General features: G+C 66.6%; 20 protein-coding genes and 1 pseudogene. 13 read left to right on the forward strand and 8 right to left on the reverse strand.

Annotation, left to right across the window (positions count from 1 at the left end; translation table 11 throughout):
- Window positions 1-166: 166 nt before the first annotated feature.
- Window positions 167-1,276, forward strand: a complete 1,110-nt coding sequence (locus ACV7NQ_RS37360) for an ROK family protein (RefSeq protein ID WP_463363847.1) — start codon at window positions 167-169, stop codon at window positions 1,274-1,276.
- Between the two features lie 75 nt (window positions 1,277-1,351).
- Here the strand turns inward: ACV7NQ_RS37360 and ACV7NQ_RS37365 are convergent, their stop codons facing one another.
- From ACV7NQ_RS37365 to ACV7NQ_RS37380, 4 genes are all read right to left on the reverse strand, one after another.
- A complete protein-coding gene (locus ACV7NQ_RS37365; protein ID WP_463363848.1) occupies window positions 1,352-1,630 on the reverse strand; it encodes a hypothetical protein in 279 nt (92 codons plus the stop codon).
- A 753-nt stretch (window positions 1,631-2,383) separates the two neighbouring features.
- The gene (locus tag ACV7NQ_RS37370; RefSeq protein WP_463363849.1) at window positions 2,384-2,818 is read right to left on the reverse strand and encodes a hypothetical protein; all 435 of its coding nucleotides are present in this window, start codon (window positions 2,816-2,818) and stop codon (window positions 2,384-2,386) included.
- Window positions 2,819-3,228: 410 nt separating this feature from the next.
- The gene (locus ACV7NQ_RS37375) at window positions 3,229-3,621 is read right to left on the reverse strand and encodes a hypothetical protein (protein WP_463363850.1); all 393 of its coding nucleotides are present in this window, start codon (window positions 3,619-3,621) and stop codon (window positions 3,229-3,231) included.
- Between the two features lie 253 nt (window positions 3,622-3,874).
- Entirely contained in the window at window positions 3,875-4,414 is a 540-nt protein-coding gene (locus ACV7NQ_RS37380) for a winged helix-turn-helix transcriptional regulator (RefSeq protein WP_463363851.1), read from the reverse strand.
- Between the two features lie 58 nt (window positions 4,415-4,472).
- Between ACV7NQ_RS37380 and ACV7NQ_RS37385 the strand changes: the two are divergent.
- Together ACV7NQ_RS37385 and ACV7NQ_RS37390 are read left to right on the forward strand one after the other, a co-directional pair.
- Window positions 4,473-5,116: pseudogene (locus ACV7NQ_RS37385) on the forward strand (dihydrofolate reductase family protein).
- Window positions 5,117-5,217: 101 nt separating this feature from the next.
- Window positions 5,218-5,625: a DUF4158 domain-containing protein gene (locus ACV7NQ_RS37390; RefSeq protein WP_463363852.1), complete on the forward strand. Its 408-nt coding sequence runs from the start codon at window positions 5,218-5,220 to the stop codon at window positions 5,623-5,625.
- Window positions 5,626-5,900: 275 nt separating this feature from the next.
- Here the strand turns inward: ACV7NQ_RS37390 and ACV7NQ_RS37395 are convergent, their stop codons facing one another.
- On the reverse strand, window positions 5,901-6,725 hold the full coding sequence (locus ACV7NQ_RS37395; protein WP_463363853.1) for an SDR family oxidoreductase: 825 nt from the start codon (window positions 6,723-6,725) through the stop codon (window positions 5,901-5,903).
- A 102-nt stretch (window positions 6,726-6,827) separates the two neighbouring features.
- On the opposite strand from ACV7NQ_RS37395, the gene ACV7NQ_RS37400 reads away from it, so the two are divergent.
- On the forward strand, window positions 6,828-7,673 hold the full coding sequence (locus ACV7NQ_RS37400) for a helix-turn-helix domain-containing protein (protein WP_463363854.1): 846 nt from the start codon (window positions 6,828-6,830) through the stop codon (window positions 7,671-7,673).
- Here ACV7NQ_RS37400 and ACV7NQ_RS37405 read toward each other — a convergent pair.
- The gene (locus ACV7NQ_RS37405) at window positions 7,663-7,983 is read right to left on the reverse strand and encodes a hypothetical protein (RefSeq protein WP_463363855.1); all 321 of its coding nucleotides are present in this window, start codon (window positions 7,981-7,983) and stop codon (window positions 7,663-7,665) included. The genes ACV7NQ_RS37400 and ACV7NQ_RS37405 overlap by 11 nt on opposite strands.
- Window positions 7,984-8,280: 297 nt before the next feature.
- Between ACV7NQ_RS37405 and ACV7NQ_RS37410 the strand changes: the two genes are divergently transcribed.
- From ACV7NQ_RS37410 to ACV7NQ_RS37425, 4 genes are all read left to right on the forward strand, one after another.
- On the forward strand, window positions 8,281-8,952 hold the full coding sequence (locus ACV7NQ_RS37410; protein ID WP_463363856.1) for a hypothetical protein: 672 nt from the start codon (window positions 8,281-8,283) through the stop codon (window positions 8,950-8,952).
- 331 nt (window positions 8,953-9,283) lie between these two features.
- Window positions 9,284-10,513 (forward strand): transcriptional regulator, encoded by a 1,230-nt coding sequence (locus ACV7NQ_RS37415; RefSeq protein ID WP_463363857.1) that lies wholly within the window; start codon window positions 9,284-9,286, stop codon window positions 10,511-10,513.
- 112 nt (window positions 10,514-10,625) lie between these two features.
- Window positions 10,626-12,143 (forward strand): aldehyde dehydrogenase, encoded by a 1,518-nt coding sequence (adh, locus tag ACV7NQ_RS37420; RefSeq protein ID WP_463363858.1) that lies wholly within the window; start codon window positions 10,626-10,628, stop codon window positions 12,141-12,143.
- A complete protein-coding gene (locus tag ACV7NQ_RS37425) occupies window positions 12,143-12,544 on the forward strand; it encodes a DUF779 domain-containing protein (RefSeq protein ID WP_463363859.1) in 402 nt (133 codons plus the stop codon). Before adh ends, ACV7NQ_RS37425 begins: the two co-directional genes overlap by 1 nt.
- 69 nt (window positions 12,545-12,613) lie before the next feature.
- Here ACV7NQ_RS37425 and ACV7NQ_RS37430 read toward each other — a convergent pair whose 3' ends face one another.
- Window positions 12,614-12,820 (reverse strand): hypothetical protein, encoded by a 207-nt coding sequence (locus tag ACV7NQ_RS37430; protein WP_463363860.1) that lies wholly within the window; start codon window positions 12,818-12,820, stop codon window positions 12,614-12,616.
- 98 nt (window positions 12,821-12,918) lie between these two features.
- Here ACV7NQ_RS37430 and ACV7NQ_RS37435 point away from each other — a divergent pair, with 98 nt between their 5' ends.
- From ACV7NQ_RS37435 to ACV7NQ_RS37455, 5 genes are all read left to right on the forward strand, one after another.
- On the forward strand, window positions 12,919-14,196 hold the full coding sequence (locus ACV7NQ_RS37435) for a PucR family transcriptional regulator (protein WP_463363861.1): 1,278 nt from the start codon (window positions 12,919-12,921) through the stop codon (window positions 14,194-14,196).
- Window positions 14,197-14,351: 155 nt separating this feature from the next.
- On the forward strand, window positions 14,352-15,800 hold the full coding sequence (gene lpdA, locus ACV7NQ_RS37440) for a dihydrolipoyl dehydrogenase (protein WP_463363862.1): 1,449 nt from the start codon (window positions 14,352-14,354) through the stop codon (window positions 15,798-15,800).
- Window positions 15,801-15,810: 10 nt separating this feature from the next.
- Entirely contained in the window at window positions 15,811-16,854 is a 1,044-nt protein-coding gene (pdhA, locus tag ACV7NQ_RS37445; RefSeq protein WP_463363863.1) for a pyruvate dehydrogenase (acetyl-transferring) E1 component subunit alpha, read from the forward strand.
- 41 nt (window positions 16,855-16,895) lie between these two features.
- Window positions 16,896-17,882 (forward strand): alpha-ketoacid dehydrogenase subunit beta, encoded by a 987-nt coding sequence (locus tag ACV7NQ_RS37450; protein WP_463365972.1) that lies wholly within the window; start codon window positions 16,896-16,898, stop codon window positions 17,880-17,882.
- 17 nt (window positions 17,883-17,899) lie between these two features.
- On the forward strand, window positions 17,900-19,141 hold the full coding sequence (locus ACV7NQ_RS37455; RefSeq protein ID WP_463363864.1) for a dihydrolipoamide acetyltransferase family protein: 1,242 nt from the start codon (window positions 17,900-17,902) through the stop codon (window positions 19,139-19,141).
- Between the two features lie 139 nt (window positions 19,142-19,280).
- On the opposite strand, the gene ACV7NQ_RS37460 is transcribed toward ACV7NQ_RS37455, so the two are convergent.
- Window positions 19,281-19,535 (reverse strand): hypothetical protein, encoded by a 255-nt coding sequence (locus tag ACV7NQ_RS37460; protein WP_463363865.1) that lies wholly within the window; start codon window positions 19,533-19,535, stop codon window positions 19,281-19,283.
- Window positions 19,536-19,543 lie beyond the last annotated feature (8 nt).

Here is a 19,543-nt window from a genome sequence, read left to right on the forward strand (position 1 = left end):
CAACCTTTGGTTCTCTAAATACCTAACTGTGCCGTAGGGTGGGCCGGACCGGCCAGATATTGTGCTTATCGAGGACTGACGAGGAGGAGCGTTGGCAGGTCGATCCATGACGGCGCCCGGCGTCTCGACCGGGGATGTATTGGGGCTCATTCGTGGTCGAGATGTGATGACGCGAGCGGAGATCCGCAGGCTGACCGGTCTATCTCGCACGGCCGTTACGCTGCGCGTCGAGCAACTGCTCGAACGCGGCCTCGTCGCCGAACGCGCCGAAAGTACGTCGACCGGGGGTCGTCCACCGACCCGACTCGTGTTCAACCCAGAATCCGGAGTGGTGCTGGCCGCATCGATCGGCGCCAGTCGCGCTCAGGTCGCGGTGTGCGACCTCGCGGGGCGGGTGCTGGCAGAATCCGAATTCGCGGTGGCTGCGGCGCGGGAGACGCGGGCGGTGCTCTCGACCGCCGCCGAGAAGCTGAGTCGCCTGCTGTCGAAGGCGGGACGTAGCACGACGGCGGTGCACGGGGTGGGTGTCAGTATGCCGAGCGCGGTCGACGTAGGCACCGGACGCAGCGTGAGCCTTGCCGTCGAGCCGGGCCGCGGCGACGTCGCCGTTGCCGAATTCTTCGCCGAGCGCTTCGGTGTGCCCGCTCGGGTCGACAACGATGTCAACGTGCTGGCACTGGTCGAACACGCGATGCGCCCCGATGTCGACGACCTGCTCGTACTCAAAGTGTCGACCGGGATCGGCGCGGGCATCGTGGCGGGTGGCCGGTTGCAGCGTGGCGCCTGGGGCGGTGCCGGTGAGATCGGGCATATCAAGGTGAGTGGCCCCGCCCGCCCGTGCCGCTGCGGTGACCTCGGCTGCCTGGAGGCTGTGGCCGGCGGTTGGGCCCTGCTCGAACAGCTTGCGGCACAGGGCAAGCCGGTGTCAGGGCTGCCCGATCTCGTCGATCTGGTGCGCGGCGGCGACCCGGACGCGCTGCGTCTGGTGCGGGAGGCGGGACGCCGCATCGGCGAGGTCGTGGCCGCGGCAGTCGATCTGCTCAACCCGGCGATGATCGTCGTGCGCGGCGACCTGGCGCATGCGTTCGAACCGCTGGTAGCCGGGATGCGGGAGTTGATCTATCAACGGTCGACCGCGCTGGCCACGCGGTTGCTGCGCATCGAGCCGGGCGCCGACAGCGCACCTGCGGGCGTACAAGCCTGTGCCGCAATGATTCTCGACGAGGTGCTCGCACCGTCGGCGGTCGACGCCAGGCTCGGTGGTGCACTGCCGTGACGGGACGGTTCGGGTCGGCCGAACAGGGGCGGCGGAAGCCTTGTCGGCGGGACCGACCCTGACGTCCCGATGATTTTACAGCAGTTCGGCGTACATGCCGCCGTCGAGTGTCCCGAACTCGATTTGAATGGGGAACATTGACGGGTTCCCGGCAACGCGGAGTTTGTGGTGTGCGTCGATCAGGGTGGTCGCCCATTCGTATAGCGGTTCGGGCAGGCGGAAGGTTTGGCCGTCGGTGCAGCGGACGTAGGCGGGGGCGGCTGGATCGTCGATGCCGACAGCGGCGACGTCCAAGACCAGTCCAGTGTCTTTGGCAGAGCTGACCGTTGGCGGCCGGAGTTCGGTCTCGTCCATGCCTGAGGAGGGTAGCTCGTTGTGAACTCTATCGCAGGTAAATAATGGATCTCGGTGTCGGCGTCTTCAAATTTGGCATCGCCATTGTGCAGCTCTGGCGTGTTGTCCATGGGCGATAGCGGAGGGTGATAACTTCCTTCGATTTGAACGGCAACCGGACTGTCGGTAGCTGCCAGTTGTCTTATGCTCGTCTCTGACTAAGGATTCCGGGAACTTTGCAGAACGGGTCAGCGAGGTCGAAGTTGACGCCAGCCTGACTGCTCAGCGTCGGTGTCGACCGCCGCGTCGAGTCTTCCCACACTCGCGGCACTGCGCCCCGGCCTCCCAGCGACGGAGCCGGTACGTTCGCATGCGCATAGTTGATTCTGGTCGTCGCCTGGTGATCGGCGCCGCGTCGCTCGAAAGATGTTGCTGGTCAACGCATCTGATGTCGTGGGAGTGTCCGACCGGACGGCTATGTCCGGTGGCGCTAAGGTGGCGTGCGTCAGGTGTCGGGGGTGCAGGTGGCACAAAATCGGGCGATCCGGGAGAGCGTAGTACCGAGGAAGCGGAGACTGCGCGAGCAGCTCGGGACGATCGAATGGGAGGGTTCCGGACTGGCCCAAAATCCAACGAAGTTTGGCATAGCTCCTGGGAGAAGGCGATCTACCGGTGGCCGGTCCGGTCGGGCCCGAGGGGGGTCCCGGTAGTAGGGGTCGCTGCGACACTGTCCGGTCACAACCTACCCTGCGGTCCCACGCGTCACATTGCTGATCAGAGTGTGAGACAAGAGCTGCCGGTGTTGATTCCCGTGGTGTTGACGTTGACGGGGATGTATTTCGCACTGGTGTACTGGCCGGGTTTGAACTGTTGGGCTATGAGGTTTTGGGGACCTTGGTATGTCGGGGTCCAGGTGATGGTGGCGGTGCCGGATTCGGGGTGGTAGGTGGTGGGGCCGGGGAGGCGCTCGCCGTTGCCGGGGACCGAGCCGCCTGCGATGAGGAAGGTGACGTCGCCTTCTTCGGGGGCGGGGGTGTCGACGGTGGCGGTCACTGTATAGGAGCAGCCGACTGCTAGACCTTCGGGGCCGGGGGCGACGCTTACTCCGGTGATTTCGGCGGTGGCCTCCGGCGCTGCCAGCACGCAGGTCAGTGCGGCTGCGGCGAAGACCGATGCGGGCAGGCTCAGTTGTCGACTGCGAGCGTTCATGGTTGGTTACTCTCTTGCTAGGTGGACCAACGCAATCAGTATGTCGGTCTCGGCTAAGTGCGGCAGGCTCTCCGGCGGAGCCAAGACCCGCACTGGCACCCAGTCAACGAATTCCTGCGCAGGAGATACCGCGCTGCAGCCGAATAGTCGGCACGCGCCGTGTCCCCCTGCATCCCTGCTGCATCCAAACAACGTCGCCACGACCGCACGAACACTCCCCTTAAGATCAACAGTCACACAAGGGATTTCGACTGTACCCCTGGATTCGCACCGGGACTGTGGATTCAGGGGTGTTCCGCAGCCCAACGCGCTGAACGAGATTCAGCGGGGAAGGTGCCGTTCGATCCGTAACACCCTCCGGCTGGCCACACGTAAGGACCGGGATGCGTTGCGCCACGACGTGAACCGATCTACACCGCACCCAACCCCGCACTGCGTGACTCTTCTCGCGACTGCTCCTTCAAACCCCCAGGGACGCCGAATATGCGGACCCCGTGGCGCCGCCGAGAGGCGGTTGGGGTGTCATCGAGGACTCCGGCCTGCATCGTTTGCGTCGCAGCCGGGAGGTTTGTCCGTTCTTCCCGGTAGGCGAGATACCCGACCACCGCCTCACGCAGGGTGTTCCACGGCCCGCGTGGGATGGGGTGGTTCGTCTCGTCGTAGGCCTGCCACTTCGCCGCACGGATGCGGTTCTCGCGAGCGATTCGCCCGATCTGTACACCTGCGGCGAAGATCCGGTATGCGCCGGTGGAGCGGTCGCGTTCGGTGGTCACGGTAGCCGGATCGACCGTCGCAGGGTTCACAGGCGCAGGTTCCGGGGTCGGTCCTGAGTCGGATACGGCGGATGTCCGGCGCGAGGCGTTGCCGTTCCGATGCCGATGGGTGCGGTGCCGGGGGTTGTCGCGTGGTCTGCATCGACGTGGGAGTGAATCGCGGGGAGGCATCGCCTCCGGCTGCTGGTAAACCCCGGTGCGTAGCCGCAGCTCGTTGCAGCAGTGCCCGCACGCGGGTCCTGCACGCACCGATCGACCCGGAAGTTCAGCGGCGTCACGCGGTCTATCCAGTTGTTTCGTGCCCGCGCTCGGCAGCTGCTTCGTGATAGGCGGTGGTCAGTTCCGCAAGCACTCCAGCTGCAGGTATCGACGATTCGGCCAGGTGAGGGGCGCGGAGCTCGGTCATGAATCGTTCCCACAGCGGGGGACCGCCGGCGGCCGGCAGTTCGGCGCGCACCGTCAGTTCCGGTGCCGTGTCCAACCAGCATGCACCCCACGCGCCCAGCTGGGCCATCACCGGGATGAGCTGGATCGCCGCCTCGGTGAGATGGTATTCGACCTTCTGGCGGTGGCTCGGGTCGTCGTCGCGGGTGAGCAAGCCCGCGTCGACGAGTTTCGCGAGGCGGCCGGCCAGGATGTTCGACGCGATGCCCTCGATGGACGCGGCGAGCAGCTCGCGAAAGTGGGTGTTGCCGCCGAACATGATGTCGCGCACGACGATCAGGCTCCATCGGTCCCCGAGGAGCTCGATCGTCATATTGATCGGACAGCCCGACTTGCCCGGGGCCACCGGAAGCTCGTCATGAGCAACTGGTTGCGCCATGGGATCAGCCTAGGTAGGTTTCCTGACCGATTGCACATTGCAATCAGAAAGGGTTCTGATGACACAGCAAGTCCGCGTTCAGTGCTTCAACGTTTCCAGTGATGGATACGGCGCCGGGGAGGGCAAACCCTTGATCGCCCGTTCGGCCACGCCGATCCGGGTGCGCTCTGGTCCTGGGCGGGCGCCACTGCTCACTGGGTCAACCGGACCGAACCCGGGGGAACCTACAGCCTCGACGACTACTGCACTCGTGACTGGGCCAACAACATCGGTGCCGAGATCATGGGGCGCAACAAATTCGGTCCGCAGCGGGGGCCATGGGAGAACTACGACTGGCAAGGGTGGTGGGGGGACGAACCCCCGTTCCACACGCCGGTGTTCGTCCTCACTCATCATGAGCGACCCTCGATCACTCTGGGGGAAACCGCGTTCCATTTCCTTGATGCGTCTCCGAAGGACGCACTGGCGCAGGCATTCGACGCCGCCGAGGGCAAGGATGTGCGAATCGGCGGCGGTGTTGCCACGGTCCGGGAGTTTCTCGATGCCGATCTCATCGACACGATGCATATCGCCGTTGCGCCAGTCGAACTCGGTCGCGGCGAAAGGTTGTGGGTGAGTCCCGACGAACTTGTCGACCGTTTTCATTTGGAGCAGATCCCGAGCCCGAGTGGGGTGGTGCATCACTTTTTCTGGCGACGGTGACTGGCGGAGAACACTGACGTGTCCTGTGCCAATCGACGTGACGTAGGTTCAGGCCCCTGACTAGTGGCAGAAACCCAGCACTTGCGTCAGACACGCTGGCAATGCGACAGATCAACTGGCAGAGGACAGCGAATCTCAAGACCACCTGTGGGACAGCGATGTTCTACACCGAGCGGGGCAGGTTCCCGCGCGGTCGTGGCGAGATCCCCGATAACGCTGTGGAGTATATGGCGAGGCAGGTCGGCGTCGAGCGGACGGAGATCGCGTTCTACGACTTCACCGGCCGTACCAGCAAGGCGCACCGCGCCCAGATTCGCGAAGCTCTTGGTTTCCGGGAGTGCAGTGTCGCCGACGCGGATGCGGTGACCGAGTGGCTGGTCGCCAGTGTGACCCAGGTCGAGCGGTCGGCCGAGCGGGTGCGCGAACACGCGTTGGCGCGATGCCGGACCGAGCGGATCGAGCCGCCGACGAGCGGCCGGATCGACCGCATGGTGGTTCAAACGGCCTGAATCCGGCGCTAACAGGATGAATCCGCTTCTGACCAGGCACGTTGCTGTCGGCAAGCCCAAAACTGCGAAATCCGGCGCTAAGGCGTTTCCGCAGACAAATGCCGATCAGCTGCGATAACCCCGGTGCCGACCTGGGCGGATGCCCCGGCCGGAAGGTGCGACTCCGCGATTTATCTGCGATAGCGAGCTAAGCGCCGGATCTCTCGTTACTGGCCCTCACGCGCCAGTAACCAGCGAGATCTGACTGGGTGCCCCCTTCTGGGGCGCGCAATCAGTCAGAATCCGTGGAAAGCCACACTCTTCTGCGCTCGTAGGTCGTTCAACCGGTTTTCCAGCGCTGTGGTCATCGCGGTCCACGAGTCACTGCCGAGGGGCAGGCGCAGCGGCGCGGGGTCCTGGTCGACGCTGTCGATCATGACCGTGGCCATCCGGGCCGGGTCGCCCATCGGGACGTCGACTCCCCCTTCGATCATGCGGCGGACCGCGGAGGCGGGAGAGGTGTCGTACGCGTCGAGTTTCGGGGCGAGGCGCAACCCGCCGTTGCTGAACGCGGTGCGGGCGCTGCCCGGCTCCACGATCGTGACACCGATGCCGAACGGCGCGACCTCAGCGGCGAGCGCCTCGGTGAAACCCTCGATGCCCCACTTCGTGGCGTGGTACAGCGAGCCGCCCGGCCACGCGGCCTGGCCGGCCAGCGAGGACAGCTGGAGGATCCGGCCGCCGCCGACGGCGCGCAGGTGGGGTAGCGCGGCGCGGATCAGCTGGATCGAGCCGACCAGGTTGGTGTCGATCTGGTGGCGTACCTGCTCGTCGGTGGCTTCCTCGGCTGCGCCGAACAAGCCGTACCCGGCGTTGCTCACCACCACGTCGAGCCGCCCGAACCGGGCATGCGCGCCGACCACCACCTCGCGGATGCGCGCGGTGTCGGTCAGGTCGAGGTGCGCGACGTGGAACGCGTCGCCGTACTTCTCGGTGAGCTCGGCCACCGAGTCGAGCCGGCGGACGGTGCCCGCGACGCGCTCGCCGCGGGCCAGCAGTTGCTCGGTGAGCTCGCGGCCGAAGCCGGTGCTCACGCCGGTGATGAGCCAGGTTCGTGTCATGCGCTCAGCGTCGCCCGCTCGCGCGCCCGCAACCAGCGCCCCGCTGAGGGGGGTGCTGCCAGGGCCACCCACGCGGAGACCGGAGTGCCCTATTGTCGAGGGGTGTCGGGGAACATCATCGGCGAGTATCTGCGCGCCAGGCGCGAACAGGTGCGGCCCGAGGACGTGGGGATCACCGTCACCAGCCACCGGCGCGTGCCCGGTCTGCGCCGCGACGAGCTGGCGATGCTGGCCGGGATCAGCACCGAGTACTACACCCGGCTCGAACAGGGCCGCGACCGCCACCCGTCGGCGCAGGTGCTGGACGCCGTCGCCCGCGCGCTCGGCCTGGACCGCGAGGCCACCGCGCACCTGCACGACCTCGCGGACCCGGCGCCCCGCCGTCGGCGTACGCCGCGCCGCACCGAGCGGGTCCGCCCGAGCGTCGCCCGGCTGGTCGCGTCGTGGGAGCAGACGCCCGCCTTCGTCGAGGGCCGCTACCTCGACGTCCTCGTCTCCAACCGGATGGCGGTCGCGCTCTCACCGATCTACACGCCGGGCACCAACATCCTGCGCGCCGTCCTCCTCGACCCGGCCGCGCAGGCGTTCCTCACCGACTGGGAGGCCAACGTGGGCGGACTCGTCGCCATTCTCCGCGGCGCGGCCGGCGCCGACGTGGACGATCCGCGCCTGACCGAGCTGGTCGGCGAGCTGTCAGTGAAGAGCGACCTGTTCCGCCGCCTCTGGTCCCGCCACGACGTACGCCCGCAACCCGGCGGCGGCAGGTACCACATGCACCACCCGCAGGTCGGCGACCTCGAGTTGCAGTACGACAAGTTCGCCGTCACCGGCGCCGAGGACCAGCTCATGGTGATCTACCACGCCGAGCCGGCCACCCGATCCGCCCAAGCGCTCTCCCTCCTCGCCTCGCTGTCCGATCAGCGAGCATCGGCGACATTCACGCAATAGCGAGGTCAGTGACTGGCGAGCCTCGCGCGCGTTGAATGGCAGCGGGCCAAGCGACGGATGTGGTCAAGAAGCCCTGACGGGTGACCGGCTTCCTTGACGGGGTCGAGGCCGTCGGGTGATCGCGCGGGGCGCTGAAGGTGGCGATCAGTACGGCCCCGGCGGCGATGATCAAGGCTAGGACGAACATGCCCCAGGTGTAGAGCTTGAACAGTGAGACCCACGGCGGGGCGGTCGGCATGGCCAGGTGCAAGGCATCCGAGGTGAAGATGCTGACGCCCAGAGCCCATTGCGGCACCGGCCCCCAAGTCATGGCCGCTCTACGCCGCCATCGGCGCGCTCCGCGCCGCCGGCGTCAGCAACATCGCCGCCGCGAACTGTCACCACGCCCGCGACAGCACCCGCCCGCTGGCACTACTCGGCATCACCTGACGACATTGCCGGGGCCCTGGCCACGGGTCGACCCGTGGCCAGCTTCGCCGAATGGACACTCCCGACCGTCGGGCAGTGTCGCAGTCGATTTCGTGCGGTTCAGACCGGTGGATTTCCCTCACGAATGGGCTAAGCTGCGCCGAGCGAAGTAGAACCTGTTTCAGAAAGTGATGGTTGCATGGCCCCGGGGAAACTGGTCTTCGCGCTGTGGGGTGCCGGAGACCTCCTGACTGGCGAGCTGGCCGAACGGATGGCCGCTGCCGGAGCGGACGCGGTTCAGGTGAACGTCTCCGACGCCGCGGTCGCGAAGGCCATGCTGCGGCTGACGACATTCGACGCGCCGGTGCAGGCGGTGGTGAGCGTCTGGTTGGGCGCGGGATGGGATGTCGGTCCGGTGGTCGACACCCTCGGGTCGGTCGCGGATCGGATAGCGGGCTGGCGCGTCGAGGCAGCGTCGCCGATCGAGCCACCGATCGTCCCGATTGGGGAGCGGGCGCCGGGTCTTGCGAATATCGCCTTTCTCCGACGCCCCGAGGATCAGCCCTACACCGAGTGGCTGGATTGTTGGCGCAACCGGCACACCCAGGTCGCCATCGCAACGCAGGCGACGTTCGGCTATGTCCAGAACCTTGTGGTCGGCGCCGTCACGGATGGAGCACCCGAGCTCGCGGCCATCGTGGAGGAGCTGTTCCCGATCGAGGCTCTCGCCGATCCACACGCGTTCTATGGCAGCGGGGGAGACGGCAAGGAGCTGGGACGCAGAATCAGTCGAATGATGAAGAGCGTCGCCACATTCGGCGCGGACCGAAACGTAGACGTGGTGCCGACCAGCCGCTACCGCCTCCGCTGAGCCGACCCGCCTCCACCGCACTATGCGGTGGAATCTCGAACCGTACCGGCTGGCCGACACCGTGCGACTCACCCTCGCCCTTGGAGCCGACAGTCTCTCCGACTGCGAATTCGCGTGCCGCGCCACGAGTCCTGCGGTCCAAGCCCTGACCCGATCGGTCCCGGAATGACACAGCAATCCGATGGTCCACGGCGTGCTCGGAACGGTGGTCGTCGCGCCGACAAGGTTGGCGGCCGGTTGCCAGAATCACCGAAAGGGCGGTAGCAGACCGCATGTCGCGGGATGATTGGGGTTGTTGACAACGGTGACGAGGGAGACACGGATCCGAGAGATGGCGCAGCACAGTAGCCTCTCGCAGCAGCGAGCTGCGTTGGAGGAGGAATGGGCCCGATGGGTGCCGAGCGCAACGTCTGCCGCACCCGCACGGGCGGACGGTGGTAGCTCCAGCCTGCGCAGTGAAGTTGCGCAATCCTGGCTGCGATCGTTCGGTACCGTCGATCCCTCGACCGACTGCGCACCCGTCGATTCCGACGACGTCGGCTCGCGTTGGGTCGAATCACCACTGCGCGTCCCGGTGACCGAGCTGTCCGATCAGCTACACAGCATCGCGCATGACGCCGGTTACGTGGCCGCGGTGACGAACGAATCCGGCACCATCCTGTGGTCCTACGGGGGCAAGGTCATGCGGCGGCGCGCCGAACGAGTGGGCTTCGCCCCTGGCGGTCGCTGGGACGAGGCGCACATGGGCACCAACGCCCTCTCGCTGGCCCTGCGCACCGGACAGCCGAGTACCGTTTTCTCGGCCGAACACCTGGTCGCCGCCCTGCACGGCTGGGTGTGTTACTGCGCACCGATCCGGGCAGCCGACGGCCGCCAGCTCGGCGTGCTCGATCTGTCCTCCACCTGGGATCGGTCCCATCCGCTGGCCATGTCCACGGTGCGAACCCTGGTCAGCGCGATCGAAACCAGGCTGCACACCAGCATCTCCCGCACCGAATCGGGTATCAGGCTCAGCTGTCTCGGCACCGCCCGGCTGGTTCGCGACGGTCAGCCGGTCCGGTTGCGCCGACGCCAGCTGGAAATCCTGGTCCTGCTCGCGCTGGAGCCCAACGGGTTTACCCCCGAGCGGCTGCACCTCGCCATCTTCGGTGACCGCCCCGCCGGGTCGAGCACCCTCAAAGCCGATGTGTCGCACCTGCGGCGGATAACCGGCGGCGATATCACCAATCGCGTCTACCAGCTGACGACCCCGCTGTACTGCGATGCGGTGGACCTGGTCACCGCACTCGAGGCCGGGGACACCGCGACCGCGGTCCAGCTGTACCGCGGTCCGCTGCTGCCCGAATCGGATACCCCCGCGATCGTCGAGTGGCGTGAGTACCTCGAGGTCGGCATGCGCACCGCCGTCTTGGCCAGCGACAACGTCGAGCATGCGCTCCGCTACGGCGAGCACGCATTCGACGACATCGAGATACACGAGCACGCGCTGCGACTGCTGCCGAGCAATGACGCACGCCGGGCGGTGGCCACCGCGCGACTGCACACCGCCTCGCGCGGCTGACCCGTCGCGGGAGCGCGCAACCTTTCGACAACCCTCGCCGGAGACAGTGATCCACAACACGATGTCCACGTCGTGTGGCACACGCCTCGAGTCTCAGTGAGGAGCACCCGTCATGATCTACGCCAAGCCCGGCGCCGACGGCAGTATCACCAGCTATGCGCACCGGTACGAGAACTTCATCGGCGGCGAATGGACCGCACCGGTCGAAGGTCGCTACTTCGAGAACTCGTCCCCGGTCGACGGCGAAACCTTCTGCGAGATCGCGCGCTCGTCGGCGGCCGATATCGAGCTCGCGCTCGACGCCGCCCACCGGGCCGCCGACGCGTGGGGCCGCACCTCGCCGACCGACCGGGCGAACATTCTCAATAAGATCGCCGACCGGATCGAGCAGAACCGCGAGCAACTGGCGGTCGCGGAAACCTGGGACAACGGCAAGCCGGTGCGCGAAACCCTCGCTGCAGACCTGCCTTTGGCGGTCGACCACTTCCGCTACTTCGCCGGCGCCATTCGCGCCCAGGAAGGCGGCATCTCCGAGATCGACGCCGATACCGTCGCCTACCACTTCCATGAGCCGCTCGGCGTGGTCGGGCAGATCATTCCGTGGAACTTCCCGATCCTGATGGCCACCTGGAAGTTGGCGCCCGCGTTGGCAGCGGGCAACTGCGTGGTACTCAAGCCCGCCGAGCAGACCCCGGCCTCGATCCTGAAGGTCGTCGAGCTCATCGCGGACCTGCTACCACCCGGAGTCCTCAACGTGGTCAACGGCTTCGGAGTCGAGGCAGGCAAGCCACTGGCCTCCAGCCCTCGCATCGCGAAGATCGCGTTCACCGGCGAGACCACCACCGGCCGGCTGATCATGCAGTACGCCAGCGAGAACATCATCCCGGTCACCCTCGAACTCGGCGGCAAAAGCCCCAACATCTTCCTGCCCGACGTCATGGCCGCAGACGACGCCTTCCTCGACAAGGCGGTCGAGGGTTTCGTGATGTTCGCGCTCAACCAGGGCGAGGTGTGCACCTGCCCGTCGCGCGCGCTGATCCATTCCTCCATCTTTGACGAATTCATGGCCCGCTGCATCGAACGGACCAAGGCGATTCGCAGCGGCAACCCGCTCGACGACACCACCATGATCGGAGCACAGGCCAGCAACGACCAGTTCGAAAAAATCCTGTCCTACATCGACATCGGCCGTCAGGAAGGCGCCGAGGTCCTGACCGGCGGCGGCCCGCGCAAGGTCGATCATTTCCCCGGCGGCTTCTACGTCGAGCCGACGATCTTCAAGGGCCGCAACGATATGCGGATCTTCCAGGAGGAGATCTTCGGACCCGTCGTCTCGGTGACGACCTTCGACTCCACCGACGAAGCCCTGAAGATCGCCAACGACACCCTCTACGGCCTCGGCGCCGGCGTATGGACCCGCGACGGCAACACCGCCTACCAGTTGGGCAGGGAAATCAAGGCAGGTCGAGTGTGGACGAACTGCTATCACGCCTACCCGGCGCACGCCGCATTCGGCGGGTACAAGAAGTCCGGCATCGGCCGCGAGAATCACCGCATGATGCTGGAGCACTACCAGCAGACCAAGAACCTGTTGGTCAGCTACTCGCCGAACAAGCTCGGCTTCTTCTGATGTCGAACCGGACCGACCGCGTCGACCTGACCGAACAGGCAGCAGCTGTGCTGCACAAGCTGATTCGGCAGCACGGCGCGGTCATGTTCCACCAGTCCGGCGGTTGCTGCGACGGCAGCTCACCGATGTGCTACCCGCGCGGCGAATTTCGGGTCGGCGCATCTGATGTGCTGCTCGGTCACCTCGGCGTCGACACCGAATTCTGGATGAGCGCAGACCAGTACGAGTACTGGAAACACACCCACCTCACCGTCGATGTGGTGCCAGGACGCGGAAGCGGGTTCTCGCTGGAGGCGCCCGACGGTGTGCGCTTCCTCATCCGGTCGCGGCTGCTCACCGACCAGGAGGTGGCCGCCCTCGCCGCGCAGCCGCCCCCGACCGGGGCGCAGCTGCCACACTGACGGTGCGCCGGGGAGATCGCGGGAGGGTCTCGGGCAATTGCTCGGGACCCCTTGCGATCGAGTGGACGCCTACGCAGTTGTCACGACTTCGTCGTAGTCGAGCCGGGGTGAGCGTGGGAACCACGCGTTTGTGCCCGGCCTGCCGATATTGACGACGACCAGTGAGCTGTGCGTCGCATCCGGGAAGAATTCCTTGTCGACGCCGGCGGCGTCGACGCCGTTCATCGGACCTGCCGCCAGCCCGGCGGCGCGGATGCCGAGGATGAAGTAGCCCACTTGGATCAGGGCATCGAAGCGGGCCGATTCCGCGCGGTAGTCGTCGTTACGGGCCGATCGATATTCTTGTCAACAACGCGGGCCGTAGCGGTGGTGGGGTGCTGGCTACGATTCCCGCTGATGCCGCCCTCGTCCGCATGCCTGCGGATTCGGCGGTAGCGTCGATCGGCATGGGAGCGCCTCGATCCGCTTTTTCCACGGCGGGCACACGGAAGCTGGCCGACGTGTGTCGCGCCGACGTTCCGGTGCTCACCCGTCGCCTGCTGGCGGCGATCTTCACCGACAATCCGGAGTGGACGGATTACACATCGGTGCCGCGTGCGGATCTGCGTGATGGTTGCCGTCGTTACCTGACTCGAATTCTGGAACTGTTGAGCGGCGCCGCGGCCGATCCCGAGCGCGATGACGTCGCTGCCGCGATCGGCAGGCATCGGGCCGAACAGGGCGTGCCGCTGGAAGCGATGCTGCGCACCTTCCGGCTCGGTGGTCGGATTGTGTGGGAAGCGTTGCTGGACAACGCCGAAAGCGTCGGCTCCGAGCCACACGAGATCCGCGAGGCGGGCACCGCGATGTGGACGGTGATCGACGGGTTGTCCTCGGCGTTGTCCACGTCCTACCGCAATACCGAGCTCGAGCAGGTGCGGCGGGACGAGCGACGTCGGCACGCGCTGATCGAGGATCTGCTGGCCGGGCGCGCCCACGATGCCACGTTTGCCGCCCGCGCGGCCCGTGAGCTCGAGCTGCCCGCGTACGGCGCCTATGTGGTGGTGGCGACGGATGTGCTAGCCGACGGTCGCGCTGCGCTGGCCGGACCCGAGACGGTGCTAGCGGCGCTGGGGATCCGGTCGGTCTGGCACACCCGGGTGGACAGCATGATCGGACTCGTCTCGCTGGAGCATCGGGACGTCGCCACCGTGCTGCAGCTCTTACGCCCGTTGGCCCGAGGCCGGGCCGCCGCGTCACCCGCCGTGCCAGGACTCGCGCAGGTGGACACCGCCCACGCGCTCGCCCGGACGGCCCTGGACACACTGCCCAACGACGCGACCGACCTGGTATCGCTGGACGAACGCTATCCTGAGGCACTGCTCGTGAGTGCTCCCGATCTGACGAAGCTGTTGCTGGCCCGCACCCTGGGCCCGGTGCTGGAGCAACCACCCAGAGAACGCGATGTGCTGCTGCAGACTCTCGCGGCCTGGCTCGCCGAGAATTGCTCGGCGGCCAACGCAGCGATCGGGTTGCACTGCCACCGCAACACGGTGCTCAACCGGTTGCAGCGTCTCTCCGGCCTGATCGGCCGCTCACTGGACGGGCAGCGGGCCTACCTCGAACTCTCGCTCGCACTCTCGGCCCTCGAACTCGCGGGCCGCACCGACTGACCCGAATGGATTGGGCGCTGCGCCCATTTTCGCGGCCCGATTCCTGGGCTTTGAAGGCATTGTATGTGCATTCCGGGCCAATAAGACTCAATCGAAATGACCTACGCCACCATCGCGGTGTAGTCGGAATCGTTCGAGATTGAGGAGCGCCACGAGTGCCGGAATTCGATCTACTGGTGATCGGGGGTGGGCCGGGCGGCTATGTGGCCGCCATCCGCGCGGCCCAGCGTGGCCTGTCGGTGGGCCTGGTCGAGAAGGAACGACCAGGGGGAGTGTGCCTGAACTGGGGCTGCATCCCAACGAAGGCGATGCTGCGTTCGGCGGAGGTGCTCCAAACGGTCAGGGACGCAGCGGGTTACGGCGTGTACGCCGACAATGTGCGGTTCGACTTCCCTGCCGTGCGCCAGCGCAAGGACGGCATCGTCAAGGAGCTCACCGACGGTGTCGCCGGGCTCCTCGCGGCCAACGGTGTCACCGTCGTCGAGGGGCACGCCCGCTTCACCGGACCGACCACCGTCGAGGTGCATGAGGTCGGTCCATCCCCGGTCGGACCCGAAGGCCCGCGCTACGCCGCCGCACCCATGGCGCCTATCCGGCAGATCAGCGCGCGCGACGTCGTCATCGCAACCGGATCCGTGCCCGCGCGCCTACCCGTTCCCGGAGCCGACCTGCCCGGGGTGATCACCTCCGACGGCGCGTTCGGCCTGACGACCGTCCCGGACCGGATCGTGATCGTCGGCGGCAGCGCGGTCGGCGCCGAATGGGCAAGTCTCTTCGCCACTTTCGGCAGCGACGTCACCATCGTGGAGATGCAGGACCGCCTTGTGCCCGCCGAAGACAGTGACATCGGCGCGGCGCTCGGTCGGTCCTTCACGAAACACGGCATCACCGTGCTGACCGAAACGACGGTCGCCTCGATCGCGAAAGGCGAGGCGCTGCGGGTCGCCGTGACAGGCAAGCATGCCCGTGAACTCGACGCCGATGTGGTCCTCGTCGGCGTCGGCCGCCGCCCCAACACCGCCGATCTCGGCCTCGATCGCGCCGGAATCGCCGCCGACGAACGGGGATTCATTCCGGTGGACGATCGGCTGCGCACCGGCGTCGACCACGTCTACGCGATCGGCGACGTCACCGGCCGGGCGCTGCTCGCGCACGTCGCCTCGCATCAAGGCCTCGCTGCCGCCGATGTCATTGCCGGACATGACAATCACATCGACTACACCGCCATCCCCGCGGCCACCTTCACCCACCCGGAGATCGCCAGCGTCGGTCTGACCGAAGCCGCGGCACGCGCGGCGGGGCACGAAGTGGTCACCGCCCGCTTCCCGTTCGCGGCGCTCGGCCGGGCCAAAACCTTCGGCGAGACCGAAGGATTCGTCAAAATCGTTGCCGGACAACGCCATCAGGAAGTGCTCGGCGTGCACATCATCGGGCCGTCGGCCAGCGATCTGATCACCGAGGGAGCCCTGGCGATTACCTTGGAAGCGACCCTCGACGAGCTCGCCGACACCATCCACGCCCACCCCACCCTCGGCGAGATCGGGATGGAGGCCGCGCTGACCGCGCTCGGCCTGCCCGTGCACATCGCGCCGCGGAAGCACTGAAGAGGACACTGTGACCGAAACAATCGACCGAGCCCCCACCGCATTCGCCGTCGAGGAGTTCGACACCCTGCGCGGCTACCTGCGCGACATGATGTTCGTCCGGCGCTTCGAAGAGCGCGCCGCCCACGGCTACGCCCAGGCCAAGATCGGCGGCTACTGCCATCTCAATCTCGGCGAGGAGGCCACCGTCGTCGGCCTCGGGGCGGCGATGCGTCCCACCGACTACCTGTTCACCAACTATCGCGAACACGGCTACGCCATCGCGAAAGGCATTGAGCCAGGCCGGGTGATGGCCGAACTGTACGGGCGCTCCACCGGCACCTCCAAGGGGTGGGGCGGTTCGATGCATATGTTCGACACCGCGGCCCGCCTGCTCGGCGGCTACGGCATCGTCGGCGGGCAGCTGCCGCTCGCCGTCGGCGCGGCCCTGGCCATCGACTATCGCGGTGACGATGACGTGGTGGTGTGCCAAATGGGCGAGGGCACAACGAATATCGGGGCATTCCACGAGTCGCTGAACATCGCGGCGTTGTGGAATCTGCCGGTGGTGTTCGTCGTTATCAACAACCAACTCGGTATGGGTACCACGGTCGAGAAGTCGTCCGCCGAACCCGACCTGTACAAGCGGGCGGCCGCGTACCGGATGCGTGGCGAACAGGTCGACGGCACCGATGTACTCGCCGTCCGCGACATCGCTCGGGAGCTGATGGAAACGGCGCGGCGCGATGGTAAGCCAGCGATGCTGGAGACGGTGAGCTACCGGCTCAAGGGTCACTCGGTGGTCGACCCGGCGAAGTACCGCAGCGACGAGGACACCGCAATCGCACGCGAATCCGACCCGATCGCGCGGTTCCGCGGCGATCTGATCGACGCAGGCGTCCTGGACGAATCCGGTGCCGCGGATATCGAGCGGGCCGTCGAGGAGCAGGTCGACGCGGCGGTGGCCTTCGCCGACGCGAGCCCGCACCCGGATCCGTCGACCCTGTTCGACTACACCTACGCCACCCCGGTGGCGGGTGCGTCCCGCAGGCTGCCCGCCGATCCACTCTTCTGACCGCACGCTCTTCTGAAACGGAAAGGACAACCGTGCCTGTCATCACCTATCGCGAAGCGCTGCGCGAAACTCTGCGCCAGGAAATGCGACGCGACGAGGACGTCTTCCTGATCGGGGAGGAGATCGGCGTCTTCGAAGGTTCGTACAAGATCACCGCGGGACTGCTCGCCGAATTCGGTGAGAAGCGAGTGCGCGACACTCCTATCGCCGAGGAGGGTTTCGTCGGCGCCGCCGTCGGGGCCGCGATGCTCGGGCTGCGCCCGGTCGTGGAGATCATGACGATCAACTTCTCGCTGCTGGCGCTGGATCAGATCGTCAATCACGCCGCCAAGATCTACGGCATGTTCGGCGGGCAGACCAGCGTGCCGATGGTCATCCGCACCCCGGGCGGCGGCGGCCAGCAACTGGGCGCGACACATTCGCAGAACATCGAGCTCTATTACGCGTTCGTGCCCGGTCTCAAGGTGGTCGCCCCGAGCACCCCGGCCGACGCTCGCGCCCTGCTGCGGGCCGCGATCGAGGACGACGATCCGGTGCTCTTCCTGGAGAACCTCGCCCTCTACAACACCAAAGGCGAAGTGCCAGAAGACCTTCCGTCCGCCGAGATCGGTAAGGCGGCCGTGACCCGCGAAGGATCCGACATCACCCTCATCGGCTACTCGCGGATGGCGACGATCGCCACCCAGGTCGCCGAGAGGCTGCATGCCGAATCCGGCATCTCGGCCGAAGTGATCGATCTACGCAGCCTGCGCCCCCTGGATCGGGACACCATCGTGGCCTCGGTGCGCAAGACCGGCTGCGCCGTTGTGGCAGAAGATGATTGGCTGACCTACGGGATCGGCGCCGAAGTCGCGGCAACCATCTCCGACGGCGCGTTCGACGACCTGGACGCGCCGGTCCGGCGCGTGGCCGCAGCGGAAGTGCCGCTGCCATATGCCAAATCGCTGGAGCAGGCGGCGCTGCCTTCCGCCGAATCCCTGCACACGGCCGCGTTGGAAACGCTCGCCGCCGTCGGCCGCCGCCGCTGAGACCCGAGGACCACGACATGCCAGAAATCACCATGCCCCGGCTCTCCGACACGATGGAGGAAGGCGTCGTCGTCGCCTGGCTCAAACAGGTCGGCGACAAGGTCACTCGCGGCGACATTCTCGCCGAGATCGAAACCGACAAAGCCCTGATGGAGCTCGAAGCCTACGACGACGGCGTGCTCGAACAGATCTTGGCCGAGCCAGGGACGAGGGTATCGATCGGTAACCCGATCGCGCTGATCGGTGACGGTAGCGGCGCATCCACGAAGACCGTTCCGGCGGTTACTGTGCCGTCGGAAAAGGTCGAATCGACCACGGGCACTGCGCCGTCGACGGCCGAAGTCGTTCGCACGCAGGGCACTTCGTCGACTGCCGCGACGCAGGGTGAGCGCCCGAAGTCGTCTCCGCTTGCCCGCAAGGTGGCGCGCGAATTGGGTGTAGATCTCGACGTCGTCACTGGGACGGGCCCCGGCGGTCGGATCACCCGACAGGATGTGGAATCCGCCCACCGCCCAACCGAACCCGTGATCACCGAGGCCGCAACCGCCCCGGCTGTTGCCACCTCCGGGGACTTCGAGGAAGTGCCGCTGACCACCGTCCAGCAGGTGGCGGCCAAACGTCTGACCGAGAGCAAACAGCAAGCCCCGCATATCTATCTGACGAGCGCGATCGACGTCACCGAACTGCTGGGCTTCCGGGCCGACATCAACGAAACGCTGCGGATCGCCGATGCCGGGAAGGTCAGCGTCAACGACCTGATCATCAAGGCCGTGGCCGCCACGCTGCGTGCCGACCCCGCGGTGAACGTTTCCTTCGCCGGTGACAAACTGCTGCGGCACAACGGAGTTCACCTCGGGGTAGCCGTCGCGATTCCGGCCGGACTGGTAGTTCCGGTGATCCGCGACGCCGACCGCAAAAGCGTTTCCCAGATCGCTGCCGAGAGCCGGGACAAGGCGGAACGGGCACGCGCCCGCAAACTCCGCGCGGACGAGATGACCGGCGGCACCTTCACGATCTCCAACCTCGGCATGTTCGGCATCGAGCAATTCGCCGCCGTGATCAACCCACCCCAGGCCGCCATCCTCGCCGTCGGCGCCGCCGGCGACCAGCTGCAACTTGTCGACGGTCAGGTCGTCGCGCGCAAGATCCTGCGAGTAACCCTGTCCGCCGACCATCGTGCGGTAGACGGCGCAACCGCCGCCACCTTCCTGCAGCAACTCAGGGATCTGCTCGAACACCCACTCCGCATCGTCACCTGAGCGGGCGGGCAGCCGATCGCTGCCTCGCCGTGCTACCCATCAGCACGGAGCCAGCTGGGGATGTTCTCGTAGTCGCGCGGGAACATTTCCAGCCTTGCTGGAAGAACCGCCGCGTGGGGACATGGTCCCACGCGAATGCCTAGCCCAGGATCGTGATGACCTGCGCCCAGATGGCCACATCCACACCGAGCGCGGCGATGTCGGCGAGCGACCACCGCGGTGAACGGCCACCGGCAATCTGGTTGAACAAGGGTTTATCTCCGATCACTCGACGGACAAGGGTGATCGTTTCGGCATCGCGGACGCCGTCGACCAGCAGCACATCGGCGTCGGTCCCGGCGAGTGCCGTTGCGCGACACAGGATTTCGGCGTTCTCGGTACGTGCGACGACCACCAGGCCCC

This window comes from Nocardia sp. Tas62D01, from assembly GCF_055232035.1.